The following is a 22,033-nucleotide window of genomic DNA, read 5'->3' as shown; positions in this document are numbered from 1 at the left end:
TTCAAAGTTAACGCGGTGCTGTATCTCTTTGCGCCTTTCGTAACATCGAGGCAAACCATACCAGCGAAATCAGGGCCACTCCACCGGAAATGGCGAAACCAAGGGGATACCCGATCTTTTTCAACGCCACTCCCATAACGGTTGAGCCGGTCATCATCCCAAGAAAAATACAGCTGTTGTACATCCCCATTGCCAATCCCCGCTGCATTGCCGGCACCTGCTCGGCTATCAAAACCCCGATTGCCGTATAGGCAAGAGCCATACCCGCACCCAGGACAATGGAACATATGAGCAGGGGGATCAGTTGCACGGTCTGCCCCATTGCTATCAGTGCCACCGCAATACAGAACAATCCGGCGTTTATTATCAACCGACGATCAATCCTGTCAGCAACAAATCCAATAGGTATTCTGCTAACCACATTTGTCAGGGCCTGAGCGGCAAACAGCATTCCGACCTGTGCCGGATCGTATCCGCACGAAGTTGCATATAGGGGCAGGAAAGTGAAAAATACGCCAAAGGCTACGCAACTGCCTACGGTTGCGATGAGACAAGAGATCAACCACTGGTTGTGCAGCAATTCAAAACTTGCCGTCAGTACTGAGTGCATATCCGATCTGTGCCGTGGGGGACTCTTGGGCAGAAAAAATAATGCAAGAAAAGCAACTGCCAGAGAGCCTGACCCCGATATGATGAAGACTTCTCGCAGGCCAATACTCTTTGCAAGAAAACCTCCTGCCGCTGGACCTACGGTCATAGCCACGTAAATAACGGAAGTGTACCAACCATACGCCTGTCCAAGGCGTCCTGACGGCATAACATCTGCCACCAGAGAAAGCATGCTCGGGCCAAAAGCCGCTATTCCGCCTCCGAAGAGAACATAGGCCGCAGCCATCTGGACCGGCGAACTGCACAACGGTATCAGTAGCGAAGAAATGGCCATGGCAACTATTCCAACGACGATCGGCAGGGTGCGCCCGATACGGTCGGCCAGGAGACCGGAAGGTATGGAAAACAAGCCGGCTGTCAACAGATAAGCGCCATTGATAACCCCAACCTCTGCCGGCCCGGCTCCCAGGGTAGCGGCATACAGAGGCAAAACCGGCATGCGAAGATAGGAACTTAGAAAAGAGAGGAAGCCGATCAGGCAGATCATCAGAAACGGGGTAAGCGAGGGTTGGTCTTTTGCCATGAATACCTGTCAGAGATTAATATGCAGATACAGAGTGATTGCCATTCGAAAAGTTCCCATAATAGGAACTTCTCGTTATTGCCGTCACAACGTACAGACCCAGTTGTGGATGGTTCTGGCTTTGTCGTGCAACTGCTTCACAAGCAACACTTCATAGTCGCTTCCAGTGAAAGCCCGGTGCAACAGAGCATATACCTTGACGCGATGTTCAATCGATACTCTCTTCTTGTTATTCACTTCCGCAATAAGCAAAGCGCGGCACCTCTGTTCCGTCAACAGTTACTGTCTCCATGAACATTACCAGCGGTCTTACCCAGAGCGAGTCATTATCGTAAAGGCAGCGATAGACGACCAGCAGTTCATCTGTTTCGCTGTGACGGGCAGTGCCGATTACCTGATACTCGCCCCCCTTGTAATGCCGGTATAGCCCCGGCGAAAGTTTATTCTGCATATTCTCTCCATTGTTATGTCATCAAATACATGGAAATGACTATTATTGTTGATTTTATCCATATAATTTATGGGATTGGTATATCCACCCGGCACTCTGGGTAATATCACTTATACGTGGCAGGCCAAGGGCCCCCAGCTTGCCAGACCACATTAAATTCTTTGCCTAGAATGCAGTTTTCTATTGGCGGCATAACAAAGCCGGCTATAAATGACGCAACTTCAGCCAATTCAACCTCTACAGTTAGACCGGTTCGATTGAGAAAGGCCTTCCATTGTCTGATCTTCTGAATGTCGGCAAAGAATTCTGAAGTCAGTGCCAGGGGCAGTTCGAGCGGCAACGGCGTATTTCTCCGCTCAAAGGTTCGCGCAAGTGCCGTTGCCAATGTCTTGCCGTTGAAATCGAACTGACTGCCAAGCACCCACAGGTCATGGAAATCCTTCATACGGCTGTTGGCTATGCCCAAGTGAACCATTGCCTGGAATTTTTCAGCAATTACCGTTTCCCGCGGATATACTCGCAGGGATGGAGCCGGGTGATCAAGCAATGTTGGGTACTCGGCAGAATCTGCTGATGGTGTTATGACATCGCCAAAACCGATATCCACTTGCAGATGAATGCGGGCGCCGGCAAGGTCTGCATTGATATTGAGTCTCGTGCCGCCATATTCCATCAGGTCCCTGATGTCTTCAGCCTTGACACTCGCCGGATCAAACGTGATCCCGTCATCTGCCACTTCTGTTTGGCAGATTGTACGAAAAACCGTAACCAGCGCCTCGATCTCGCTATCTCCATAGCCAAGCAGGTCAACATCCCGTGTCGAACGGTAACTGACAACGCCCCACAACGGAAAAAGCATTGCCCCTTTCAGAACAAAGCGCTCCCTGTATTCTGATCGCCCCAGGCGATAGAGAAACCTTTCCAGTCCGTAACGGGTGAGAAGCAGATTGAAATCGACTCGTTTTGCCCTTGCCTGGTCAAGCAATCGCTGACGAACTGAAGCAGCGATATTTTTACCACGAATTTGTGTCATACGGTCATCGCCTCTATATAAGGCATCATGACATTGCTAACCCGGCAGACCTTTGCATACCGCCAGAGGTCATCGATTGAGCAACGACCACTTTTCCTACATTCACGGAGTGCTTCCAGGGCAACATCCAGTCCGATTTTATGCCGGTATTTGAAGCAATCAGCTACTGTTTTGGCAAGGCAGTAAACTTTTATCTCCATACCATCCATTCTGTGGGTTTCGACACCATCACTAAGCGCTGATCCTGAAAATCTGACGAATTTTATCGGTAGATTAGTTTTGGGGAGATGGGCTTTGACGTCGATAGCCATCCAGACCTCAAATGGGGCCTGTGTTGTCAGATCGTGAAAACGAAGTGCGGAAAGGAGGCAGACTACACCGTTAGGGATCGCTTTGCCAACCTCGGCAAGAGTTTGATGTTCTGTGATCTCAGCGTTTACTAGCCGATAGATGCCGCGTCCGACTCGCTGGATTACTCCACGCTTACAGAGTCGACTGACCTCAATGCGAGAAATTTTGTATTGGTCCAGGTCGCGGGAGCGAATCACGATTTGTTTGTCGAAAAGATCAAGGAGTCTTTGTTTCGCTGTATGGTACATAGTCCCGTCTTATGTTCCAAAAAGTAGTATTAAAAAAACATATACCTAGTAATTGGAACAATCAAGAAATATTTAACTACATCAGCGAAAATTCCCATTCTATTCAGTGGAGCGGGATGAAAGCACAAGTGACAAGACCCATGAAATGTGAGAAATCTACTCTGAAAGCTCGCCGAAATATGCTGTTACCTTCCAAAAGACGCAAGTTGAACGATTTTGCTTTCCAAATCTTCTATTGTCTTTAAATCCTCTACCATCTCTTCAAATATGAAAATTATAAGGTCTGCTTTTTTGGACGGATCAAGAACTATATTTTCATTTTGACATATTTTATCGACAGCAATTACAACATCCTTCAATGCAGTCTTAGCTTTTCCATCCAATACATTCCCTGTGGCAAGCCATTCAACGGTAGACCCTGAAGCCTCAGCAATTGCAATAAGTCGTTTTCTTGCCGGATCAGCTTTCCCCTCAGCATATCTGCCAATGATACTAGCAGACAATCCTGTTAATCGAGCCAACTTCTCTGCGCTTCCTGCTCTCGAAAGAAGGCGCTTCATTCTGGTAACGAACTTAAGGTCAATAGTCTCCGCCATATAATCCCCCACAATCCTATCCAATTGCAGACACTTTGCCTGCTAATAAACTTTAGTTCAGCTTATCTATTTTTATAGCTTAAACAGCACTTTATTTAATATCACAGAGCCGCCATTTGCGCAACATGCGCGCACAGCCATTGAATTTAAGCGGCTATAGATCCCTGTTAAGGGATTACAGGTTATTTCTCGACGCCAGTATTTTAGTATTGACATCTGTACTATAGTTTAGTAAAAGAGACTAAAGTCTTTGTTGTGCACTTTTCTTATGCGCACATACCGACAAAAACGTATCAGGAAACCCAGGGAGGAAAACAATGTCTAAAAAGAGCAATATAACCAAGATCGATATCATTCGCAGCGCTCAGCAAAAGAATCTGGATTTGATCTATTGTCCAGACACGATCGTTAACAATGAAGTCAAGGTACTTGTCAGGTGTCGTGAATGCGGTGGCTACTACGAGCCTGGGATTGGAACAGTTATGAGCAATAAAGGTCGCTGCCCCTATCAACCGTGCCACCCAAAAGGGAAACTGCGCCTTTCTTACATAACTGAAGAGATGAGGAAAGTTGGCGCGACAGTTAAATCCCCTGTGCATGTTCCAGTAGAGTCTCCTGGGCAACTTCTGGGCATAGATTGCCACACTGAAAAACTGCATAAAGCAAAAGACCCCATTACCTTCGAGTTCAATGGGGAAACGAAAACAACCACGTGGGACAGAATTATCCGGAGTGGCACAAGACGGTGTGAAAAATACGGTTCTGAATCTCTCAGAAAAACGTTGGCCATGGATTTTCGAGCCAAGCCAACAAATTATGACCTTGAACAAGCCAAAGCGATCTTCATGGAACAAGGACTGAATCTGCTTGAGACAGAATACAAAACCGAATCAACTCACATGGAATGCATATGCCTGGATCATGGACACAAAACTAAGAAAACATTGAGAACTGTAAGAGAGGGAAAATATCGTGGGTGTGATGATTGTTATCCGTTCACCTGCGCAGACAGATTCAATTCCTTCTTGGCAGAGCACGGGATGCGCTTTATCGGATCTAAGCTTGAAATGAAGAACCCAATGCAAGTACTGCGCACTCAACCGGTGATGCTTGAATGCGCGGCATGTGGAACCATCCAGAATGGTAGAACTTACGATCAGATTCGCTACAGAGGATTTACTTTTTGCATGAACGAAAAGTGCCGAAACTTCAACTCGCTGGATGCTTCGCGCCCGGACTTTGCTGAATTCAAAAAGCTGTGCATCGATAACGGCGTAACGAGCCTGCATCAGGCGCAAATTCTGTTGCCAAAGAGCTTTAACAGGCTTCGAGGCAGGCGAATGAATGAGTTTGCTGATCAACAAGGTTGGCAAAAACACGAAAAATATGAGAACGACGACGAAAACATGTTGCGTGAATTGCTGGCACCTCATAGCGGCAAGCGCTTGAATGAACTGAAGATGTATCCAGACAGAAAAATCAGCAACATGATTCTGAGGTTTGAGCTGAATGACCGCGATACTCTGCTCGCAATCTGTAAAGAGCTCAACATCACAATCGGTAGCAAGAAAATACCACAGGACTACGATGAGATAATTGAGCACCTACTGCCGCTAAATATCAGATCGGTACCTGATTTAGAGAGGAAATGCCCAAGCATAATGAAGATTATCCGTGCGAATCAATGGACTGACAGAGTATGCAAGGAGTTTGGTCTCTACCAGTTGCCAAATTTCAGTGCTCTTTCTGACGAGGATCGGATCATGAAAGCAGTTGAGATAGGAGAAAACCTCGGAGCGACGACCACAGAAGAAATCGCTGTAGCAAATCCCGGCTTGGTAGCGAACCTTCGGGAGCGGAAACTGCTTGACCGGGTGCGGGAAAGACTTGGGATACCTATTCTGATGCACTGGAAAGATACTAGCTATATGGACTTGAAGGATTTTGTGATGGAACAGGGAGTTATTTCACCAACGGATTGGCATAGAGAATACAGCGGAAGTTACAAATACGCATCCGAAAAAGAATGGTTGGAATCGATCGCGAAAGATTTGAACCTGAAAGCACCATGCAAGGACTCACAAGGAAATCTGCTCGGTTCGTTCCTTGAAGCCGCTGTTTCAGAGATCTTTCAGGCACTTGGAGTCAAAATCATATCCTTCCATCCAAGGCTGAATTTTGAGGAAAATGGTAGGCGAACGCTACGCGCCGCTGACTTTCTGATTCGGCGCAGTGACGAGAAAAGATACTACGTAGAGGTCTGGGGTGTCTTTGATGGGGATATCTTTTATCTCGATGGTCCCGGGAGTTACTCTGAAAGGCGGCAGAGCAAAGTATGCTTGTGCAAACGTAATGGTGACGACCTTATCGAGATTGAGGGGATGCTGTATTACAAATCACGCTCAATCGACGGGAAAACATATCAGAACGGGCTGCCGGGTTTGGCTCAACATGTTGTTGACCGCCTGAATTCCGCCGGATTCGGAGTAGTCCTGTCTGACGCGGCTCTTGCCCGTGTAAGGGACAACCTTAATAAAGTTAAAGAACGGCAGGAAGCGGCTGCGGAAAACTCCGAGAGCATTCAACAGCCGCCTTTTTCCGCTCCGCTTATTGCAGCAGAGACAAATGTCGCGATCAATTATTAACCTGCTGACTGGGTGGAATCTGAGATCACATTATCTTCACCCATCTAGCGTAGAAAAAAACAAAATTGTATATCCTGGGAGACATCTTTCAGCTTGTTAATAAATTTACGGAGAATACATATATGACTACCGATTCCAGTAATGCCAAAGTTATGATCCCTGTCGATGTTGAAACAGCAATTAATGCGCTTATCGCCACAGGCTCTACAAAAATATCTCGTAAAGTCGATCTTGACAGTGACCCACGTTTTACGAGGAAAAGCGTCAATACTGCAAAAACAGCAATTTGTCTCGATGTGGAAACGACAGGCTTGAATTATACGGTAGATAAAGCCATTGAGGTTGGAATTGTTGCATTTGAGTTTGACCCAGACACAGCTGACATCATAAGGGTTGTTGACCGTTACTCCGGCTTTGAAGACCCTTGTCGGCCGATTACTGCCGAAATAACTGCACTTACAGGTATTACTGATGAAATGGTCCGTGGGAAGTTTTTTGACGATGGTCGGGTTAATCACCTTGCGAATACCGCAAGTCTGGTTATTGCGCATAATGCGGGTTTTGACCGCAAATTTGTGGAAGAAAGATTCCCGTCATTTAATAAACTGCCTTGGGCATGTTCCATCGAGCAGATTGACTGGAAGAATGAGAATTTTTCCACCAGAACCTTGGAATACCTTCTGTTCAAGTTCGGATTGTTTGTCGATGCACACCGAGCTCTCAATGACGCGGAAGGGGTTCTGGGAATTCTCCTTGGAAAACTCCCTGTGAGCAATCGCCTGGTATTCAGGTCCTTGCTTGACAGGCATCTGGACGAGACTACAAAAATATGGGCTGTCGGAGCACCATTTGATAAAAAAGATTTACTTAAACAAAGGAACTATCGCTGGAACGATGGAACAGATGGTAGATCCAAGGCTTGGTGGACAACTATTCCCTGTTGCCAGGAGAAGGATGAACTCTGCTGGCTCGCGAAAGAAATTTACCAAGATGGCAAAATCACTGATGTGGAAGTTTTCAGAGTCAGCGCACAGGATCGATTTTCTGTTCGCGAACGCTGAAGGAATGCTACGGGGGAAGCGATCATCCGTCAGCCATCACCAGCGACCTATGCAAGCTGTAAGATACTAAAGTGGGAGATGACTGTTCAGCGATTTACGGCATCCCGCAAAAGATTGCTTGCTTTGAAGGTCAGAACCTTGCGGGAATCGAGCGTTATGGACTCACCGGTCTGAGGGTTCCTCCCTTTACGTGCACGCTTTTGCTTCACAGTGAAACTTCCAAACCCAGAGATCTTCAATGTCTCGCCTTTCCCAAGGGTTTCCTTGATAATCTCCAGTACTGATTCAACTATATCGACTGATTCTTTCTGGGTGAAATTGGATACGTCGCTTACCTTTCCGACAAGATCGGCTTTTGTCATACAGTCCCTCACTGAACACTTTGAAAGTATATAGCTGAATCTATACCTAATATTTGTTTCGGATGGAACAGATTTTTCGCTATCTAGTAGTAGGTTCGAAAGACGAACTGTAAAGTTCTGCAAGTGCTCTTGCCTCTTCCACTATTTTAGCCCGAAGCCAGTCCGGCCGTAATATTTCCACTTGCGCACCGTGTCTTAGAATCTCCATTAATATCTCGGCATGATGTGAAACCGGTATGGTCATTACAAGGTATCCATCCTCTTGTAACTCTACGACTTGTTCTGGATGCCAGATCTCCCCCACTATCCATTTGGCCCGCTCTGGTGTAAATCGGAGCGTCACATCGAAACGTTCCTTGTTCTGAAAGATCCCAAACGTTTCATCCAAATGCGGCCGCCATTCAGTCTCAGGACGGAACTCGAATCGGATCTCTTCCGCCTGGCACAAACTCATTCTTGATAAGAGAAAATCACGCCACTCATTACGCAGACGACACCAGGCAACGAGATGCCAGGTCCCCATGTAGTTGACAAGGTGATGCGGTTCGACAGTGCGCATAGTGCAGGCGCTGCTAGTAGGAGAGTAGTAGCAGAACGACAGAAGACGACCCTGTAGAAGCGCTGAGCTGACTATGCTGAAGAATATTGAGTCTGATGGGTAAAACCCATTCCAGCGGAAGGAAAAAGCCTGATCCGGAGATATAGTGCCCGGCATTCCGGCAGCGATCATGGTCCCAAGCTTATCGACAACTTTGTTTAATTCCTCACCGAGCGGACCTGGCGATGCATCGCTCAAGAGCTTTTTCGATATCAATAAGGCGAGAAGTTCATTTTGGGATAGCCGGGCAACCGGGATCTCAAATTTTTCATAATAGTAATACCCCTTTTTTACCGGATCATATTCAAGAGGAGCAAAAATTCGATCACGAAAATGCTCAATGGATCGTTGTGCAGTTTTCTTGTCAACTTCAAACTTTTCGGCGAGTGTGGTGGCGTTTGGATATTTCCCCTGCCGAACTTTATCGTCAAACCAGATAAAACGCTCCAAATACAGTTGCTCGCCCATGTAGTCCTCCACAAAATGAATCAACTATACACGATACAACCTTTGGTGCTGCCTAGGGGATTTGGGAGAATTCGCTGAGAAAGGCGGCGTGATGAGTTAATCCCTCATTTCCTCACACATCATTTGCGCCCAGGGATGATTATTCAGTTCAGAATAGGTTTTGAATACTTCACTATTTCTTGTACGAAAAAGAATCTTTGGATTTCGGTTCGTAATGGAATTATCGTATACATATCCACGATCTGCAATCGTAAGGGCTGTTGACGCATTAGCTATTGATTTTGAATACCGGGAAATGATCTTGTTAATTGGAACTTCGTGGCCCCCATGGAGTACTCGCCTCGCGACACGGGCTGCATTGATTTCCGGAGTGTCAGTACCGATGAAAAAGAAACGGATGAAAAATTCTGCTTCTTTTGCTCTGCGGATAAAATCCAGCTTGTCCTGTGCTGAAAATACCGATTCTATGAGCATGCTGCGGCCTGTTTTCAAACTATCTTCACGCATCTCCTGAGCTCTTATGACAGCCTTCATAACGGCCTGAGGCGAATTCCAGTCTCCATATTCATTTTTTGCAATTTCATCAGGGTTGATGAACAGACAACCTTCAGCCCAATCATGTTTGAGCATCTGAGGGGTAAAGGTTGTTTTTCCGGAACCGTTTGGACCGGCTATTATGATCAATTTAGGCCGCAACTGATTTTCTCGTCGTGATCTGAACTGGTGTGCTAAGACGGCGGGAAGCGAATTCTGCTTTAAGGTTTGCCTGGATAATATCTGAAACTTTTATTGACTGTGAACGAACATCTTCTCCCATAGCACGAGTAATTTCGTTTAGCTCTTTATCTGTTAGTTCTCTTGTCTCGCTATTTCTATGAGCAGCAGGTTTCATAGCTACCTCCATCACGATGCCAGTTTATACTTGAAGAGTATCTGAACCTCCTTAAGGGGTCAAATTATTTGTTGAATCCGGAAAGACAGAAACCAGCGTGTCGCCTGCGGCAGTGTAGAATCTGCCGGCATGGACATTTGCAACACCTGTAATCTCAGGTATGCCTACTGCTACGAAACTTTCAATGAAAGGATAATCGAGAGCAGCTTCCGAAAATATTCCCCGGATGCCCCCTCCCTTATAGATCCTTCCAGAAGAGAAATTGAGATCCGGAGAGCTTGGTACAAAAAGGGAAATGATCAGAGGTTAGCCGAATCTTTTCTGATGTGGGGCACTATATGGGGGAGGTGGGCCTTTATGATGGAGTAAAGATCATCAAGGAGGGAATAAATGGCATCACTCAACAAGGCTATAATTATTGGTAATCTCGGTAAAGATCCTGAAATCAAGACAACAGCAACAGGTCAAACCGTTGCGTCATTAACAGTGGCAACCAGCGAAAAGTTTAAAAACAAGAATGGCGAGATGGAAGAGCGTACAGAGTGGCATCGCGTGACACTGTGGGGCAGGCAGGCTGAAATAGCCCGGGACTACTTGCACAAGGGGAAGACAGTTTACATTGAAGGGCGGCTTCAAACCCGTAAGTGGCAGGACAAGGAGGGTAATGACCGCTACACCACTGAGATTGTGGGAGACTCCATGAAGATGCTGTCGCCCAAGAGTGAGGCGAAAGGAGATACATCATTTGATGTTGGCAGTTTTGAGAACTCCAGCCTTGATGATTATGATAAGGCGCCGTTCTGAGACTTACTGGGGAGTCTCGGGCATCGCGATAGAGACGGATGTTGTCACTACCTAGCAGTACTCTGTTACTTTCCATTTCTAACCGGATTCTTTCCGCTGATGAAAGGTTATTAATGAATGACATGCGTCGCATCCCTCCTCAGCACATTGAAGCTGAAATGTCGGTTCTCGGCGGTATCCTTCTTGACAACGAGGCGATTAACACGGTCATCGAAATGGTCCAGGTCGATGACCTTTATGTCGAGAGCCATCGGAAAATTCTTGCTGCAATGCTGGAACTGCGAGAGAAGTCCCTGCCATGTGACCTGATTAGCCTGACAACGACTCTCAAGAAGCGTAACTCCTTGGAAGCAGTCGGCGGTGCGGCCTATCTGGCAATGCTGGTAGATTACGTTCCGACCTCTGCGAATATTGCCTACTACTGTCGCCTTGTAAAGGAGAAAGCCATTGCAAGGCGTCTTATGCATGCCACAACAGACATTGCCACAAAAATCTATGATGACAAGATAGAAATCAACGACCTGCTGGACCAGGCTCAACAGGCTGTATTCGAGATATCCAGTGAACATGTAACTCAAACCACGGTCCCGTTGAAAGAAGTTATGATGGCAGCATTCAATCAGATTCAGCATCTGTATGAACGAAAAGAGAGGATAACCGGAATCCCTTCCGGATTTTACGACCTAGATGAACTTACAGCAGGTTTTCAGAAAGGTAACCTGATCATTATCGCGGGGAGGCCTGCCATGGGGAAGACTGCTCTGGCGCTCAACATCGCACAGCACGCGGCTATCCACGCCACCAAACAGGTGCCGGTCGTAATCTTTTCCATGGAGATGAGCAAAGAGGAGTTAGCAGTCCGAATGCTTTGCTCTGAATCCCGGGTTAATGCCAATCGCCTCAGAACCGGTCATCTCATAGATGTCGACTTCCCACGGCTTACCAAAGGTGCCAGCCAGCTATCGGACGGGTCTATTTTCATTGATGACACGGCAGGAATTACTGTCCTGGAACTTCGAGCCAAGGCCAGGCGGCTCAAGGCTTCTCATGGGCTCGGACTGGTTGTGATCGATTATCTCCAGCTAATGCGCGGCAGCAGCAGATCCGAGAACCGGCAGCAGGAAATAGCGGAGATTTCACGTTCACTTAAGGCTCTCGCCAAGGAGCTCAACGTACCGGTCATTGCACTTTCGCAATTGAGCAGGCTGTCAACACAGCGCTCCGCTAAAGAGAGACGGCCGGTTCTCAGTGACTTGCGGGAATCAGGAGCAATTGAGCAGGATGCCGACGTTGTCATGTTCGTTCACCGGGAAGAGTATTACGACAAGGAGGATCCGGAACTGAAGGGGAAGGCGGAGATCATAGTTGGAAAACAGCGCAACGGCCCGATCGACACCGTCAATGTCGCGTTTATAGGGGAATTCACCAAGTTTGAAAATCTCAGCAACCGCTCAGATTAGGAAAGGATAGGCATGCGCTTTGTATCACCCAGTAAGACAAGACTTCTCGTCATGCGCGGGGGGCAGGCTGTGGTTAGAGCCTGGAAGATTCCCAAACCAGTCGTGCTGGTTGACTCGCGGGAACAGATGCCGCTCTGCCTGTTTGACAGGCATCCGAACTGGTTTGGTGGTGAGCAATGCGTTGCACTTAAAGCCGGAGACTATTCCGTTGCAGGGATGGAAGATGTCCTGGCTTTAGAACGTAAATCCATGTCAGATGCAATATCCAGCACAATCGCCAATAGAGAACGTTTCCTTCGTGCGTGTGAACGATTGGCAATTTTCCGATGGAAAGCGATTCTGATAGAAGCCAGTTACGAAGATATGAAGACACCGTACCGTAGTTTTGACGACTTGATGACGGAAGCTCATCCCAATGCCGTATGCGGGACACTGGATGCCATTGAGGCAAAGTTCGGTATTCCTGTTTTGTATTCGTCTCGACATCGAGATCTGGCAACAGAAAAAGCGGCCAGTTGGCTCTCGAAGCATTTCACTTACTGGTGGTTGGAGCAGAACGGTTATGACCGCGTACTGATCGACACTGATGGATTGTAGCATTTAACAACAATGTGTATAACAGATTTGGAAACCCATTTATCGTAGATAGGAGATGATATGTCCCTGCCATTTAGGCATTCAGCTGGTTTTGGAAAGCGTATGGAGTACTGGATGATTGGGAAGATGCTTAAAGAGGGGTTAGATATCTATGTCCCTTTGGTCGATGATGACGCGATAGATGCTGTCATCCGTCGACAAGATGGCTCATTTATAACGGTGCAAATTAAGGCCCGCTCTCAAACAGTATGTGAAGGAGATGCGGCTCTTTTTGCCGCTATCCCCCATGAATTACGAGATAATTATTGGTTTGTGTTTTACTCAGAACGTATGGACATGACTTGGATAATGAACTCAGAGGAGTTTATCAGTGAGGCTCATCAAAACAAAAGTGGCAAGAACAAAGGTAAACGGAGTATTTGGTTTAATGGGAAGAAGAAGGACAAAATCACCGGGAAATTAATTGAATATTGCAAGCCACAATTTGAGAAGTATGTAGCCAGTAATTTCGAAAGATTACTTAATTGATCTAATCTCGCGGATATATTTATGGAATTTATGATGGGCGTTCGTCATTTAGAGTTTATTCGAGAAAGAACCACAATAAACTCTCTATAGCATAACCACATTCAATCTCTTCAATACCCTCCTTGCAGTTGAAAATTTATTTGAAAACCTAGTACCATGTAACATATAATATTTCGTAATTTACTAAGTGTTATATACTGGTGGCCTCTCTATCAAGGAGGCCACCATGTCGTCAAGATACCGAGTAACACTTACTTTAGATGAACGAAGAGAACTGGAAACGTTAACTCGTCGCGGTAAAACCCACGCGAGGAGATTTGTCCATGCCCGCGCACTGCTGCTATGCGATGCAGGTCCAGATGGACCGGCATGGAATGTTGCTGATACGGCGGAAGCTCTGGGTGTGACAAGCCGCACGATTGAGCATCTTAAGAAACGATTTGTAGAAGATGGCCTCGAAGCAGCACTTGAACGCAAACCAAGAGAAAAGCCGCCACGTGAAGTTATTTTTGACGGCAAATTCGAAGCAAGACTGATAGCACTGGCATGCTCAGAAGTGCCAGAGGGCAACCAACGCTGGACAGTAAGACTTCTTGCAGATAAGGCTGTCGAACTTAAGTTTGCCGAATCCGTTTCACACATGACCGTACAGCGGGTTTTAAAAAAAACGAACTTAAGCCTCATCTCAGCAAGTACTGGAAAATCCCACCGGAAGGGAGCGCAGCCTTTGTAGCAGCGATGGAAGATGTCCTTGGAGTGTATCATCTTCCTTACAACCCTGAGTATCCGGTGGTGTGCATGGATGAATCGTGCAAGCAGATGATCGGCGAAGTACGTCAGCCCATACCATATGCCCCTGGGAGACCGGTACGCATTGATGACGAATACGTGAGAAATGGAGTTGCTGAGATCTTCATGGAAGTCGAGCCGTTGGCAGGCAGGCGGCATGTGGCGATCACGGAGCGACGCACCAGAAAAGACTGGGCGATGCAAATCAAGCAGATGCTTGATAATCGCTATCCCGAAGCAAGCAAGGTACGATTGGTTATGGACAACCTGAATACTCACAATACCGCCTCACTCTATGAAGCATTCGAACCTGAAGAAGCCAGGCGCTTGGCCGAACGACTTGAAATACATTACACACCCAAGCATGGTAGCTGGCTCAATATGGCAGAGATTGAACTCAGCGTCCTGAAAGGTCAGTGCCTTGGTCGGCGAATTGCCGACATGACAACCATGCAAGCAGAAGTGGCCGCATGGGAAAATGACCGAAATAACAGCGCCAGAAAAATCGTCTGGCAGTTCACTACAGCGGACGCCAGGATCAAACTGAAGCGCCTTTATCCGAAGTTATAACTGTTACGTGGTACTAGGGCACTAAATGGGTGTGGTCAGCTGATATTCTGAACGCGTGCAATAATTCAGCGTTTTCAGGAGGTGTCAGATGGCCAGTACCGCTCTCCAGTCAACATTCTCCCCGGATTATTTTTTAACAAATCACGCTCGTTCCCGAATGTTCTCTCGAGCCATAAGCGCGGACGAGATCGACCTCGTCATCTCTTTTGGTCGAGTTATTCACACCCGTGGTGCTGCCATATATGTTGTTGGACACAAGGAAGTCTCCCGCTACCAAAAACATGGCGTCAACCTCTTCCGTTGTGAGGGAGTGCACGTTGTATGCTCGCCAGACGGAGCAATTCTAACCGTCTATCGCAATAATGACCTGAGCGCTCTTAGGGATAAAGCTCGCCGCTCGTGGCACTGAAAAATCACACTCACTGAAAATACTTCAAACCTATGACTCGGTATGGGGGAGGTCACCTGCTACGATGACCTCCAACAATGGCAGAAAACCCAGCATGGAGGTGGAAGATGGCAAACCTGTTAAGTGGATACCTTGAGCAACTCAAACTGGCGGAGCCAGCAGTTCATGGCTCGATAGCAGTAGTACCGCTCATTTCGCCTGCCTATGACGGAATTGAATACCTCACCATGAGTGAAGCCTTGGAAATGGGTCACATCGAGGTGACAGAGGTAAGCAGGGAAGGTTCTGTCCCCGATCTAAAGGTCATCAACCGAGGGTCGGAACACGTTCTTCTTCTTGACGGTGAAGAGTTGAGAGGTGCCAAGCAGAACAGGGTGCTGAACAGCACCATCCTGTTGCAGGGGAAATTTGATGCTTTGCTCCCCGTTTCCTGTACCGAGCGGGGACGATGGAACTACAGGTCAGACAAGTTCGAGGATTCCGGAATTATGATGTCCCGTAACCACCGTTCTTACAAAAACGAGTCAGTTTCCTACAGCCTTCGCGAAAGCAGGGGCCACCGGGCAGACCAGGGTGGTATCTGGGAGAACATCGACAACCTTTCAAAGGAAGCGAATTGCTCATCCGCCACCAGCGCCATGCGTGATGTGTATGAGGGGAGAACCGAGGACATCTCCGACTACATCGACAGACTTCCCTCGGTTGATGGGCAGTGCGGCGTTCTTGTGTTCCTTGCAGGTCGTCTCGCCGGCCTCGATCTGGTCGGCTACCCGCAGGCATACGCGAAACTTCACCGGAAGATTCTGACCAGTTATGTAATGGAAGCGATACTTCAAAAAAAAAGCGAGGTTAAATATCAAGAATTACTAGATAAAGCCAGATCGTTCATTAACGAGATAGGGACTTGCAGTGAAGAAGTTTTCCCTGCTGCCGGGATGGGAACCGACTACCGGTTCAAGAGCCCCAAGCTTATTGGTTCAGCTCTAATGGTTGAACAGACAACCATCCATCTGGCGTTCTTCAGGAAGGAAGGGCAGGGGACTCAACCACGTGAAGAGAGAATGTCATCGTTTTCGCAACGCCGCCGTTTCCGCGAATAATCGATGTGTAGAGCGCATCCCATGTTGATTGATAAAAGATCGTTCGCCTCTGACCGGGATATCTGATGCCAGCTACCTTCAGAAATAACCGCCCGGCAGCGCTTCCCGGTCAGACCCTGCAACTCGACACCCCATGCGGGAGGCTCTACGTCACGGTTAATCGGGACCTGAAAAGCGGGGAACCGGTCGAGTTGCTCTGCCGTTTTGGGAAAGCCGGCACCTGCGGCAGTGCCGTGATGGATGGATTGACCAGGATGATCTCATTCGGCCTGCGGGCCGGGGTGCCGCCTGCCACAGTCGTTCAGGAACTCGGAGGGATAGCCTGCCACCGGGGAATCCGATCTTGCATGGATTCACTGGCGCAGGCGATCAGGGAAACGGAACGTGAATTTTCGGAAAGGGTAAATGCATGAAAGCCAGGACAAGTATTACCGACCCTCTCATAATCAATGGAGTTTCCGCCCCTGGCACTAATGGTGTCATCGGAATGACCTTCTGCCCCGGAAAGAAGGATGAAGGTATCAGCGGCCTGTGGAACCGGGACCTCACGACAGATCTTCAAGCAATCAAAACTTGGGGGGCAACTACTCTGGTGACACTGGTCGAAGACAAAGAACTTCATCAGCTGGGAGTCTCCGAACTGCCGGTTCTGGCAATTGAACTGGGGCTTCACTGGTTACACCTCCCCATAAAAGATGCTGATGTTCCTGATGGGGTTTTCGCAAAACTCTGGCTGGATGCGTCTCCGCTTCTGCATCGCCTGCTTGATCAGGGAGAGAAGATTATTGTCCACTGCAAAGGTGGACTTGGCAGGGCAGGGACCGTTGCGGCCTTACTTCTGGTAGAACGGGGAATGGACCCGCACATGGCTCTCCAGATGGTAAGAACAAGCCGACCTGGCACGGTGGAAACCTTCCAGCAGGAGCGGTTCATATTGAATCTTTGGTAGATGCGCAGGGAGAAGCTATTTGAATATTTCAACGGGTGACACAGATATGACCAGAATTACCTCAGCAAACTATGCAGGTTGTCTTCTTGGAGGTGCTATCGGAGACGCTCTAGGATGGGCAGTGGAGTTTTCCTCGCTAAACGAGATCAGAAGGAAATTCGGCCCAAAAGGGATAGAAGATTTTGCAGAAGCTCCCGGCGGAATTGGAGCGATAACCGACGATACCCAGATGACTCTGTTCACGACAGAAGGGCTGCTGCATGCCCGCTCAGCAGGAGCATTCAAACACCATGAAGCCTGCATATCATACGTCCACAGTGCGTATCTGCGCTGGCTTGCAACCCAGGGGGGACTCCAGGGGGAGCAGCTTTCAACTGTCAGAAGCGGTGGAGGCTTGGTAAACATCCCAGATTTGAACGTAAGAAGGGCTCCGGGCAACACCTGTATCTCAGCTCTTACAACATGCTCTGTTGGAACGATTGACTCCCCTCTGAACGATAGTAAAGGGTGCGGTGGCGTGATGCGCGTAGCACCGGTGGGACTGCTCTATGCTTCACTCATGAACGGATCCGGTTATGAAAAGGGGCTGGGGGACTCATTCGAGCTTGGCTGTCGACTCGCCGCCATTACTCACGGACATCCGTCTGGTTACCTTTCCGCCGGTGCATTTGCAGCGATAATATTCGGTATCTCCAGAGGCAAAACACTGATGGAATCGATTCGGGATGCCCGGTCAGTTCTTGTTCAGTGGCCGGGGCATGAAGAGTGCCTCGAACTGCTGGATCTTGCCGTAATCCTCAAGGAAAGCTCGGCGGCATCATCACCGGAATCAATTGCAATGATAGGGGAGGGGTGGACAGGCGAAGAGGCGCTTGCCATAGGGGTTTACTCCGCCCTTGCTGCTGAAGGTGATTTCAGTAAAGGAGTTCGACTCGCGGTAAACCACGATGGAGACTCGGACAGCACCGGCTCAATAACCGGCAATATTCTCGGGCTCCTGCTTGGTAAGGAATCAATCCCCGACGGATGGCGTGAGAGAGTAGAGCTCAAGGATCTTATTGAGCGGTCAGGACAATTGCTGGCAATAGCGGAATAACATAGGGAATGAACCAAATGCAATCAGGTCGAAGCAACGAATTTGATAATTATGCTCCGGGAATGAATCAGGCTGAGCTCCAGAGTCTGCTCCAGGCAGTACGTATCCAGTACCGACTCAACTGGGAAGGGATTCATGGCATTGCACACTGGGAGCGGGTCAGCATTATTGGCAGGTCACTTGCCGAGCGTACCGGGGCAGATATCAGAGTAGTCGATGCATTTGCTTACCTGCACGATTCAAGAAGGATCAATGATCGCTCAGACCATGGCCACGGTCGCAGGGGAGCTGGACTGGCGCAACGCCTCAAACGGGAATTTCTTGGTCTGGATGACGGGCAGATCGATCTCCTTGTAAAGGCATGCACTTACCACACACGAGGCATCATAAGCTATGAGGCGACCATCGGGACCTGTTGGGATGCCGACCGACTTGACCTCGCAAGGCTGGATATAGAACTTGAGAAACAATACTTTTCGACTGCTGCGGCAAAGGATGATGCATTCATTGAATGGGCACGCAAGTTGAGTTCGCAGGCATCATAGGGGGATCGATGTGATGTGAACGGGGGGGAGCGTTCATGATCTCTACCCGACTGATTGAAGGGCTTAAGAAGCGGCAACATGGCAACTTCTGCTTCTAGGGGGCAGCCGGAACCGGCAAGAGTGAGTTGGCTCGTTATATCTCAGATGAACTTGGCCTGCCTGTAATAGTTAGAAGAGCCTCGGACCTTCTCGACAAGTATGTCGGATAGAGCGAAAAGAAGATTGCCTCCATGTTTGAAGAGGCAAGGCAGCAGAATGCAATATTAGTGCTGGACGAGGCTGACAGCTTCCTAGCCGACCGGCGAGGGACGCAGCAAAGTTGGGAAGTGACTCAGGTAGTCCTCATAGCAGAATCACAAGGTAATGATTAGTTGCGTCAATAGTGGATTAATGGAAAAGTCTTCTCATGGCTTTGATTTATGTTTTTCAATGGGGCCAGAGATTTCTTAGTGGTTTCATAATGATGCGGAATGGCACTTATCCTTGCATCTTCCGAAATCAATGTAAGTAAAAAGGGTTCAACAAGGAAACAAATTCTATCCTGAATTTCTGTCCGATAGGCAAAAAGAGCCTCGGCGTTAAATAATTTTTTCAAATTTGTGGCCATTTTAGTATTTTTACCGATTAAACAGGCAGAAAATATTATTATTTTATTTTTGTTTGCAGGAAGGATTCTGATTCCATTTTGATTATTGATTCCTCCGTCTAGGGTTTCTCCGTTGGATAAAATCCAGCCTTTTTCAAAACCGCTTTTTTGATCGGTTTTGTCTAAACCATGACCACAAAAAATGATTATTGGCTCAGGAATAACTCTTGAACCAAAAAAATAATCGATGTCAGCTATTGAATGTACTCGCTCATATGCAAAGTCCCATTCTGACGCGAAACAGAATTCTCTCCAAAAATCAGCTGCTTGACGAGAAGTGGTGTCATTGTATTTTTCATCAAGAATAGTGTCAAATATCCTGACTCCAAAAGATTCTTCTTGTAAGGTTCCCCTATCAAAATGAGTGTGCCTGCCTCTTTGATCGGTAGAGTAAAGTTTCCCATTTATTCCTTTGATCCTGATTTCCCCATCGCTGTTTTCGATGATTTGGCCTCGCATCTGGATGCCCTTTACTGCAAAACTAACTCTAGTCCCTCTGTAGTATTTCATTTAATTCCCTTCAGAATTAGCAATAAACGTATTATCGTCATTTAATTAGTATGCTTAAACATGATGTGATTATTTAACAGCTATCTGTTGATAATGGTCTCAAGTTACTGAAAAATAGTTCTCCTTGGTTCATTCAAATTAAGCTTAGTAAAGGCAGAAAGTGGGGATTTTAAGAACTCCATACATTAGAGTCGATGCCAAAACGATACATTTACGCCGCTTAGCCAACTTTCATTCTTCACTCTAAACAATCCTTTTCAAAGGGTACCTTTCTCCTCCAGCCTTAACAACATTCTGCTTGATGTAATGCGACAGGTTTTGACGTCTCATGGGTGTATTCCTGAATCATACTCAAGATTCGGGAGGCACCAAATGGCAGACAACGACAAGCAGAAGAAAGAGAGCGGGCTCGACGACTACGGCATCATCTACATCTCCGGCCCCATCAACGGCGGCACCGCCGAAACGGTTTGTAAGCAGATCATCGAGTACAACATCAAGGGGGAAACCAGCCAGATCCAGATGATCATTAACTCTCCGGGCGGTTCCTGCCCGGCAGGGTTCTCCATCATCGATATTATGGAGTGGTCCCGCGTGCCGATCTACACTACCGGCATCGGCATGATCGCATCCATGGGGCTCCTGATCTTCATGACTGGTGACAAGGGGCGTCGTGTCATAACACCTCGCACCTCCATCCTATCCCACCGCTTTTCCGCCTTCAACTTCGGCAGTCACAGCCAGCTAATCGCCGGCCGTAAAGAGGAAGACCTGGAGCATGAGCGGATCCTCAATCATTACCTCACCTACTCCGGCATCAAAGACCGAAAAGAGCTTGAAAAGTACCTGCTCCGCGACGTGGACACCTGGCTCACCCCCGATGAAGCGATCCAGCACGGACTCGCCGATGTCATCGAACCGATCAGGATGAGGGGTTAGGCCATGAACAGCCAGATGATGCAGTCCCATGCCGCGGACAGCTCCCAGGCAGCCCAGCTTTATTCATTCACTCAGACCAGAGAGACCCTGATCCCGGGAACACGTCTTGTGCCGTTTGTCGACAACTTCGAACACCTCCAGGCTCTGGAGCTTGAGGCCATGCTGATGGTTGCTGTTGCCACACTCCGTCGGGGGGATAGGCGGAGCAGGGGGGATGAAGAACCGCTCAGTGCCATCTTCCCTTTTCTCCCTGAACATGCGGATCTGCGCCAGGCAGAGGAGATGCTTGCCAGAATTGAAGCAGAGAACCGGCAACGTGAAGATCTGTGCAAGACTCAAAGAATTGATCTCAACTTCATCTCCTTCTGCAGCATGTGGAATCTGGACAGGCTGGAGCGAAAGGTCGTACTGCTTCTGCTGATGCAGTTTACCTCCCATGATTTTGCAGAGGTATTCAGCAGCAGCAAGCTGGAGCGGAACTGCGACAACGGTATGGAGATCGGGGTGATTCTTTCAATCATCTCCACGGATCTGCGGAGTCAGTTGGAGAATCGCCGTCTTTTCAGTGTGCATGGCAGACTGAACAAGCAGGAGATAATCGAAGGGCACTGCGATCATTATGACGAAAGAACCAATATTCTGAAGGTATCGACCTATCTTCACGAGCGTCACTCGCGCTACATAATCGGGGACAATAACCAGTACACCAGCGAATTTTCATTCATCCGCCAAGAAAGGAGCATTGTCAGGCTCGAACAGGTCATCATGGAGGAAGATCTGAAACTTGAAGTCGTCTCCACAGTCGAGAGGTTCCAGGCGGCACAGCAAAGCAGCCGGCAGAATGAATTGGACCGTTTTTTCGGGTACGGAACCGGACTCGCCATGCTCTTCTACGGCCCATCAGGTACAGGCAAAACCATGCTGGCAAGAGGGTTAGCCAATCATCTCGATGTCCCGTTGCTGACCCTCAACATGGAAGAGGTAGATAATGCCCCGGTACACAGGGATGGAGTCGTAAGCCTACTATTCAGGGAAGCCGCTCTCACCGGGGGGATCGTTCTCCTGGATGAGTGCGACGATATCTTCTCAGGGATGCGCAATCACGGTATGAGCCGTTCCCTGCTTCTGGAATTGGAAAACTCCCGCTGCATAACCATCCTAGCGACCAACCAGCCGCTGGAGCTGGATCCGGCC

Annotated in this window: 25 protein-coding genes and 2 pseudogenes; 16 read left to right on the top strand and 11 right to left on the bottom strand. The window is 48.1% G+C overall.

The features are described 5' to 3' along the window. Positions 1–7 precede the first annotated feature (7 nt). The 6 genes and pseudogenes from OR1_RS12880 to OR1_RS12860 all read right to left on the bottom strand — a co-directional run bounded on the left by OR1_RS12880 (position 8) and on the right by OR1_RS12860 (position 3,871). Positions 8–1,192, bottom strand: a complete 1,185-nt coding sequence (locus OR1_RS12880) for an MFS transporter (protein WP_041972299.1) — start codon at positions 1,190–1,192, stop codon at positions 8–10. Positions 1,193–1,421: 229 nt separating this feature from the next. Continuing rightward, positions 1,422–1,643 carry a DUF1653 domain-containing protein gene (locus OR1_RS12875; RefSeq protein WP_041972298.1) on the bottom strand — a complete coding sequence of 74 codons (222 nt, stop codon included), beginning with the start codon at positions 1,641–1,643 and terminating at the stop codon, positions 1,422–1,424. A 106-nt stretch (positions 1,644–1,749) separates the two neighbouring features. Next, positions 1,750–2,676, bottom strand: a complete 927-nt coding sequence (locus tag OR1_RS12870; RefSeq protein WP_041972297.1) for a nucleotidyl transferase AbiEii/AbiGii toxin family protein — start codon at positions 2,674–2,676, stop codon at positions 1,750–1,752. Further along, positions 2,673–2,987, bottom strand: coding sequence for a hypothetical protein (locus OR1_RS22810; protein WP_237754296.1), 315 nt, complete (start codon positions 2,985–2,987; stop codon positions 2,673–2,675). Before OR1_RS22810 ends, OR1_RS12870 begins: the two co-directional genes overlap by 4 nt. Before the next feature lie 138 nt (positions 2,988–3,125). After that, positions 3,126–3,275, bottom strand: a pseudogene (locus tag OR1_RS22805) (type IV toxin-antitoxin system AbiEi family antitoxin domain-containing protein); the annotation flags it as partial. 185 nt (positions 3,276–3,460) lie between these two features. Next, on the bottom strand, positions 3,461–3,871 hold the full coding sequence (locus OR1_RS12860) for a helix-turn-helix transcriptional regulator (RefSeq protein ID WP_041972294.1): 411 nt from the start codon (positions 3,869–3,871) through the stop codon (positions 3,461–3,463). 317 nt (positions 3,872–4,188) lie between these two features. On the opposite strand from OR1_RS12860, the gene OR1_RS12855 reads away from it, so the two are divergent. Both OR1_RS12855 and OR1_RS12850 read left to right on the top strand, forming a co-directional pair. After that, on the top strand, positions 4,189–6,516 hold the full coding sequence (locus tag OR1_RS12855) for a hypothetical protein (RefSeq protein WP_041972293.1): 2,328 nt from the start codon (positions 4,189–4,191) through the stop codon (positions 6,514–6,516). Positions 6,517–6,638: 122 nt separating this feature from the next. Further along, the gene (locus tag OR1_RS12850) at positions 6,639–7,577 is read left to right on the top strand and encodes a 3'-5' exonuclease (protein ID WP_041972292.1); all 939 of its coding nucleotides are present in this window, start codon (positions 6,639–6,641) and stop codon (positions 7,575–7,577) included. 86 nt (positions 7,578–7,663) lie between these two features. Here OR1_RS12850 and OR1_RS12845 read toward each other — a convergent pair whose 3' ends face one another. The 4 genes from OR1_RS12845 to OR1_RS12830 all read right to left on the bottom strand — a co-directional run bounded on the left by OR1_RS12845 (position 7,664) and on the right by OR1_RS12830 (position 9,897). After that, complete coding sequence (locus tag OR1_RS12845; RefSeq protein ID WP_041972290.1) at positions 7,664–7,939, bottom strand: integration host factor subunit alpha; 276 nt, start codon at positions 7,937–7,939, stop codon at positions 7,664–7,666. Positions 7,940–8,018: 79 nt separating this feature from the next. Continuing rightward, a complete protein-coding gene (locus tag OR1_RS12840) occupies positions 8,019–9,005 on the bottom strand; it encodes a YafY family protein (protein WP_041972289.1) in 987 nt (328 codons plus the stop codon). A 96-nt stretch (positions 9,006–9,101) separates the two neighbouring features. After that, positions 9,102–9,701: a zeta toxin family protein gene (locus tag OR1_RS12835; protein ID WP_041972288.1), complete on the bottom strand. Its 600-nt coding sequence runs from the start codon at positions 9,699–9,701 to the stop codon at positions 9,102–9,104. Continuing rightward, complete coding sequence (locus OR1_RS12830) at positions 9,691–9,897, bottom strand: hypothetical protein (RefSeq protein WP_041972287.1); 207 nt, start codon at positions 9,895–9,897, stop codon at positions 9,691–9,693. Before OR1_RS12830 ends, OR1_RS12835 begins: the two co-directional genes overlap by 11 nt. Before the next feature lie 390 nt (positions 9,898–10,287). Here OR1_RS12830 and OR1_RS12825 point away from each other — a divergent pair, with 390 nt between their 5' ends. From OR1_RS12825 to OR1_RS23300, 12 genes and pseudogenes are all read left to right on the top strand, one after another. Next, entirely contained in the window at positions 10,288–10,701 is a 414-nt protein-coding gene (locus OR1_RS12825; protein ID WP_082002940.1) for a single-stranded DNA-binding protein, read from the top strand. Between the two features lie 113 nt (positions 10,702–10,814). Beyond that, entirely contained in the window at positions 10,815–12,161 is a 1,347-nt protein-coding gene (gene dnaB, locus OR1_RS12820; RefSeq protein WP_041972286.1) for a replicative DNA helicase, read from the top strand. A gap of 12 nt (positions 12,162–12,173) precedes the next feature. Next, complete coding sequence (locus tag OR1_RS20920) at positions 12,174–12,758, top strand: ERCC4 domain-containing protein (protein WP_052440438.1); 585 nt, start codon at positions 12,174–12,176, stop codon at positions 12,756–12,758. Positions 12,759–12,818: 60 nt separating this feature from the next. Further along, the gene (locus tag OR1_RS12810) at positions 12,819–13,286 is read left to right on the top strand and encodes a hypothetical protein (protein WP_041972285.1); all 468 of its coding nucleotides are present in this window, start codon (positions 12,819–12,821) and stop codon (positions 13,284–13,286) included. A 226-nt stretch (positions 13,287–13,512) separates the two neighbouring features. Continuing rightward, positions 13,513–14,645, top strand: a protein-coding gene (locus OR1_RS22080; protein ID WP_237754291.1) for an IS630 family transposase whose coding sequence is annotated in 2 segments (ribosomal slippage) — positions 13,513–13,945 and positions 13,945–14,645 — 1,134 coding nt in all. Because the reading frame shifts where the segments join, the coding sequence is not laid out codon by codon here. A gap of 88 nt (positions 14,646–14,733) precedes the next feature. Next, on the top strand, positions 14,734–15,054 hold the full coding sequence (locus OR1_RS23305; RefSeq protein WP_041972282.1) for a DUF4258 domain-containing protein: 321 nt from the start codon (positions 14,734–14,736) through the stop codon (positions 15,052–15,054). A gap of 107 nt (positions 15,055–15,161) precedes the next feature. Next, a complete protein-coding gene (locus tag OR1_RS12790) occupies positions 15,162–16,154 on the top strand; it encodes an ARPP-1 family domain-containing protein (protein ID WP_041972281.1) in 993 nt (330 codons plus the stop codon). A gap of 65 nt (positions 16,155–16,219) precedes the next feature. After that, the gene (locus OR1_RS12785; protein WP_041972280.1) at positions 16,220–16,567 is read left to right on the top strand and encodes a TSCPD domain-containing protein; all 348 of its coding nucleotides are present in this window, start codon (positions 16,220–16,222) and stop codon (positions 16,565–16,567) included. Continuing rightward, a complete protein-coding gene (locus tag OR1_RS12780) occupies positions 16,564–17,103 on the top strand; it encodes a cyclin-dependent kinase inhibitor 3 family protein (protein ID WP_041972279.1) in 540 nt (179 codons plus the stop codon). The genes OR1_RS12785 and OR1_RS12780 overlap by 4 nt, the downstream gene beginning before the upstream one ends. 46 nt (positions 17,104–17,149) lie before the next feature. Next, positions 17,150–18,199: an ADP-ribosylglycohydrolase family protein gene (locus OR1_RS12775; RefSeq protein WP_041972278.1), complete on the top strand. Its 1,050-nt coding sequence runs from the start codon at positions 17,150–17,152 to the stop codon at positions 18,197–18,199. A 17-nt stretch (positions 18,200–18,216) separates the two neighbouring features. Then, on the top strand, positions 18,217–18,744 hold the full coding sequence (locus OR1_RS12770) for a hypothetical protein (RefSeq protein WP_052440437.1): 528 nt from the start codon (positions 18,217–18,219) through the stop codon (positions 18,742–18,744). 110 nt (positions 18,745–18,854) lie between these two features. Then, positions 18,855–19,115: pseudogene (locus tag OR1_RS23300) on the top strand (AAA family ATPase); the annotation flags it as partial. A 5-nt stretch (positions 19,116–19,120) separates the two neighbouring features. Here the strand turns inward: OR1_RS23300 and OR1_RS12765 are convergent. Then, positions 19,121–19,900, bottom strand: a complete 780-nt coding sequence (locus OR1_RS12765) for a hypothetical protein (protein ID WP_041972277.1) — start codon at positions 19,898–19,900, stop codon at positions 19,121–19,123. Positions 19,901–20,272: 372 nt separating this feature from the next. On the opposite strand from OR1_RS12765, the gene OR1_RS12760 reads away from it, so the two are divergent. Both OR1_RS12760 and OR1_RS12755 read left to right on the top strand, forming a co-directional pair. Further along, complete coding sequence (locus OR1_RS12760) at positions 20,273–20,839, top strand: ATP-dependent Clp protease proteolytic subunit (protein WP_041972276.1); 567 nt, start codon at positions 20,273–20,275, stop codon at positions 20,837–20,839. Between the two features lie 3 nt (positions 20,840–20,842). Then, positions 20,843–22,033 (top strand): ATP-binding protein (locus OR1_RS12755; RefSeq protein ID WP_041972275.1); only part of this gene is annotated, 1,191 nt, incomplete at its 3' end.

The sequence above is a fragment of the Geobacter sp. OR-1 genome (genome assembly GCF_000813145.1).
Taxonomy (GTDB): Bacteria; Desulfobacterota; Desulfuromonadia; order Geobacterales; family DSM-12255; genus Geoanaerobacter.
This window is presented reverse-complemented; position numbering and strand designations above follow the sequence as displayed.

What these genes read in the sequence shown, in the direction of transcription:
- OR1_RS12880 (WP_041972299.1), bottom strand. Translation starts at nt 1,192, where the DNA reads ATGGCAAAAGACCAACCCTCGCTTACCCCGTTTCTGATGATCTGCCTG.
- OR1_RS12875 (WP_041972298.1), bottom strand. Translation starts at nt 1,643, where the DNA reads ATGCAGAATAAACTTTCGCCGGGGCTATACCGGCATTACAAGGGGGGC.
- OR1_RS12870 (WP_041972297.1), bottom strand. Translation starts at nt 2,676, where the DNA reads ATGACACAAATTCGTGGTAAAAATATCGCTGCTTCAGTTCGTCAGCGA.
- OR1_RS22810 (WP_237754296.1), bottom strand. Translation starts at nt 2,987, where the DNA reads ATGGCTATCGACGTCAAAGCCCATCTCCCCAAAACTAATCTACCGATA.
- OR1_RS12860 (WP_041972294.1), bottom strand. Translation starts at nt 3,871, where the DNA reads ATGGCGGAGACTATTGACCTTAAGTTCGTTACCAGAATGAAGCGCCTT.
- OR1_RS12855 (WP_041972293.1), top strand. Translation starts at nt 4,189, where the DNA reads ATGTCTAAAAAGAGCAATATAACCAAGATCGATATCATTCGCAGCGCT.
- OR1_RS12850 (WP_041972292.1), top strand. Translation starts at nt 6,639, where the DNA reads ATGACTACCGATTCCAGTAATGCCAAAGTTATGATCCCTGTCGATGTT.
- OR1_RS12845 (WP_041972290.1), bottom strand. Translation starts at nt 7,939, where the DNA reads ATGACAAAAGCCGATCTTGTCGGAAAGGTAAGCGACGTATCCAATTTC.
- OR1_RS12840 (WP_041972289.1), bottom strand. Translation starts at nt 9,005, where the DNA reads ATGGGCGAGCAACTGTATTTGGAGCGTTTTATCTGGTTTGACGATAAA.
- OR1_RS12830 (WP_041972287.1), bottom strand. Translation starts at nt 9,897, where the DNA reads ATGAAACCTGCTGCTCATAGAAATAGCGAGACAAGAGAACTAACAGAT.
- OR1_RS12825 (WP_082002940.1), top strand. Translation starts at nt 10,288, where the DNA reads ATGGCATCACTCAACAAGGCTATAATTATTGGTAATCTCGGTAAAGAT.
- dnaB (WP_041972286.1), top strand. Translation starts at nt 10,815, where the DNA reads ATGAATGACATGCGTCGCATCCCTCCTCAGCACATTGAAGCTGAAATG.
- OR1_RS20920 (WP_052440438.1), top strand. Translation starts at nt 12,174, where the DNA reads ATGCGCTTTGTATCACCCAGTAAGACAAGACTTCTCGTCATGCGCGGG.
- OR1_RS12810 (WP_041972285.1), top strand. Translation starts at nt 12,819, where the DNA reads ATGTCCCTGCCATTTAGGCATTCAGCTGGTTTTGGAAAGCGTATGGAG.
- OR1_RS23305 (WP_041972282.1), top strand. Translation starts at nt 14,734, where the DNA reads ATGGCCAGTACCGCTCTCCAGTCAACATTCTCCCCGGATTATTTTTTA.
- OR1_RS12790 (WP_041972281.1), top strand. Translation starts at nt 15,162, where the DNA reads ATGGCAAACCTGTTAAGTGGATACCTTGAGCAACTCAAACTGGCGGAG.
- OR1_RS12785 (WP_041972280.1), top strand. Translation starts at nt 16,220, where the DNA reads ATGCCAGCTACCTTCAGAAATAACCGCCCGGCAGCGCTTCCCGGTCAG.
- OR1_RS12780 (WP_041972279.1), top strand. Translation starts at nt 16,564, where the DNA reads ATGAAAGCCAGGACAAGTATTACCGACCCTCTCATAATCAATGGAGTT.
- OR1_RS12775 (WP_041972278.1), top strand. Translation starts at nt 17,150, where the DNA reads ATGACCAGAATTACCTCAGCAAACTATGCAGGTTGTCTTCTTGGAGGT.
- OR1_RS12770 (WP_052440437.1), top strand. Translation starts at nt 18,217, where the DNA reads ATGCAATCAGGTCGAAGCAACGAATTTGATAATTATGCTCCGGGAATG.
- OR1_RS12765 (WP_041972277.1), bottom strand. Translation starts at nt 19,900, where the DNA reads ATGAAATACTACAGAGGGACTAGAGTTAGTTTTGCAGTAAAGGGCATC.
- OR1_RS12760 (WP_041972276.1), top strand. Translation starts at nt 20,273, where the DNA reads ATGGCAGACAACGACAAGCAGAAGAAAGAGAGCGGGCTCGACGACTAC.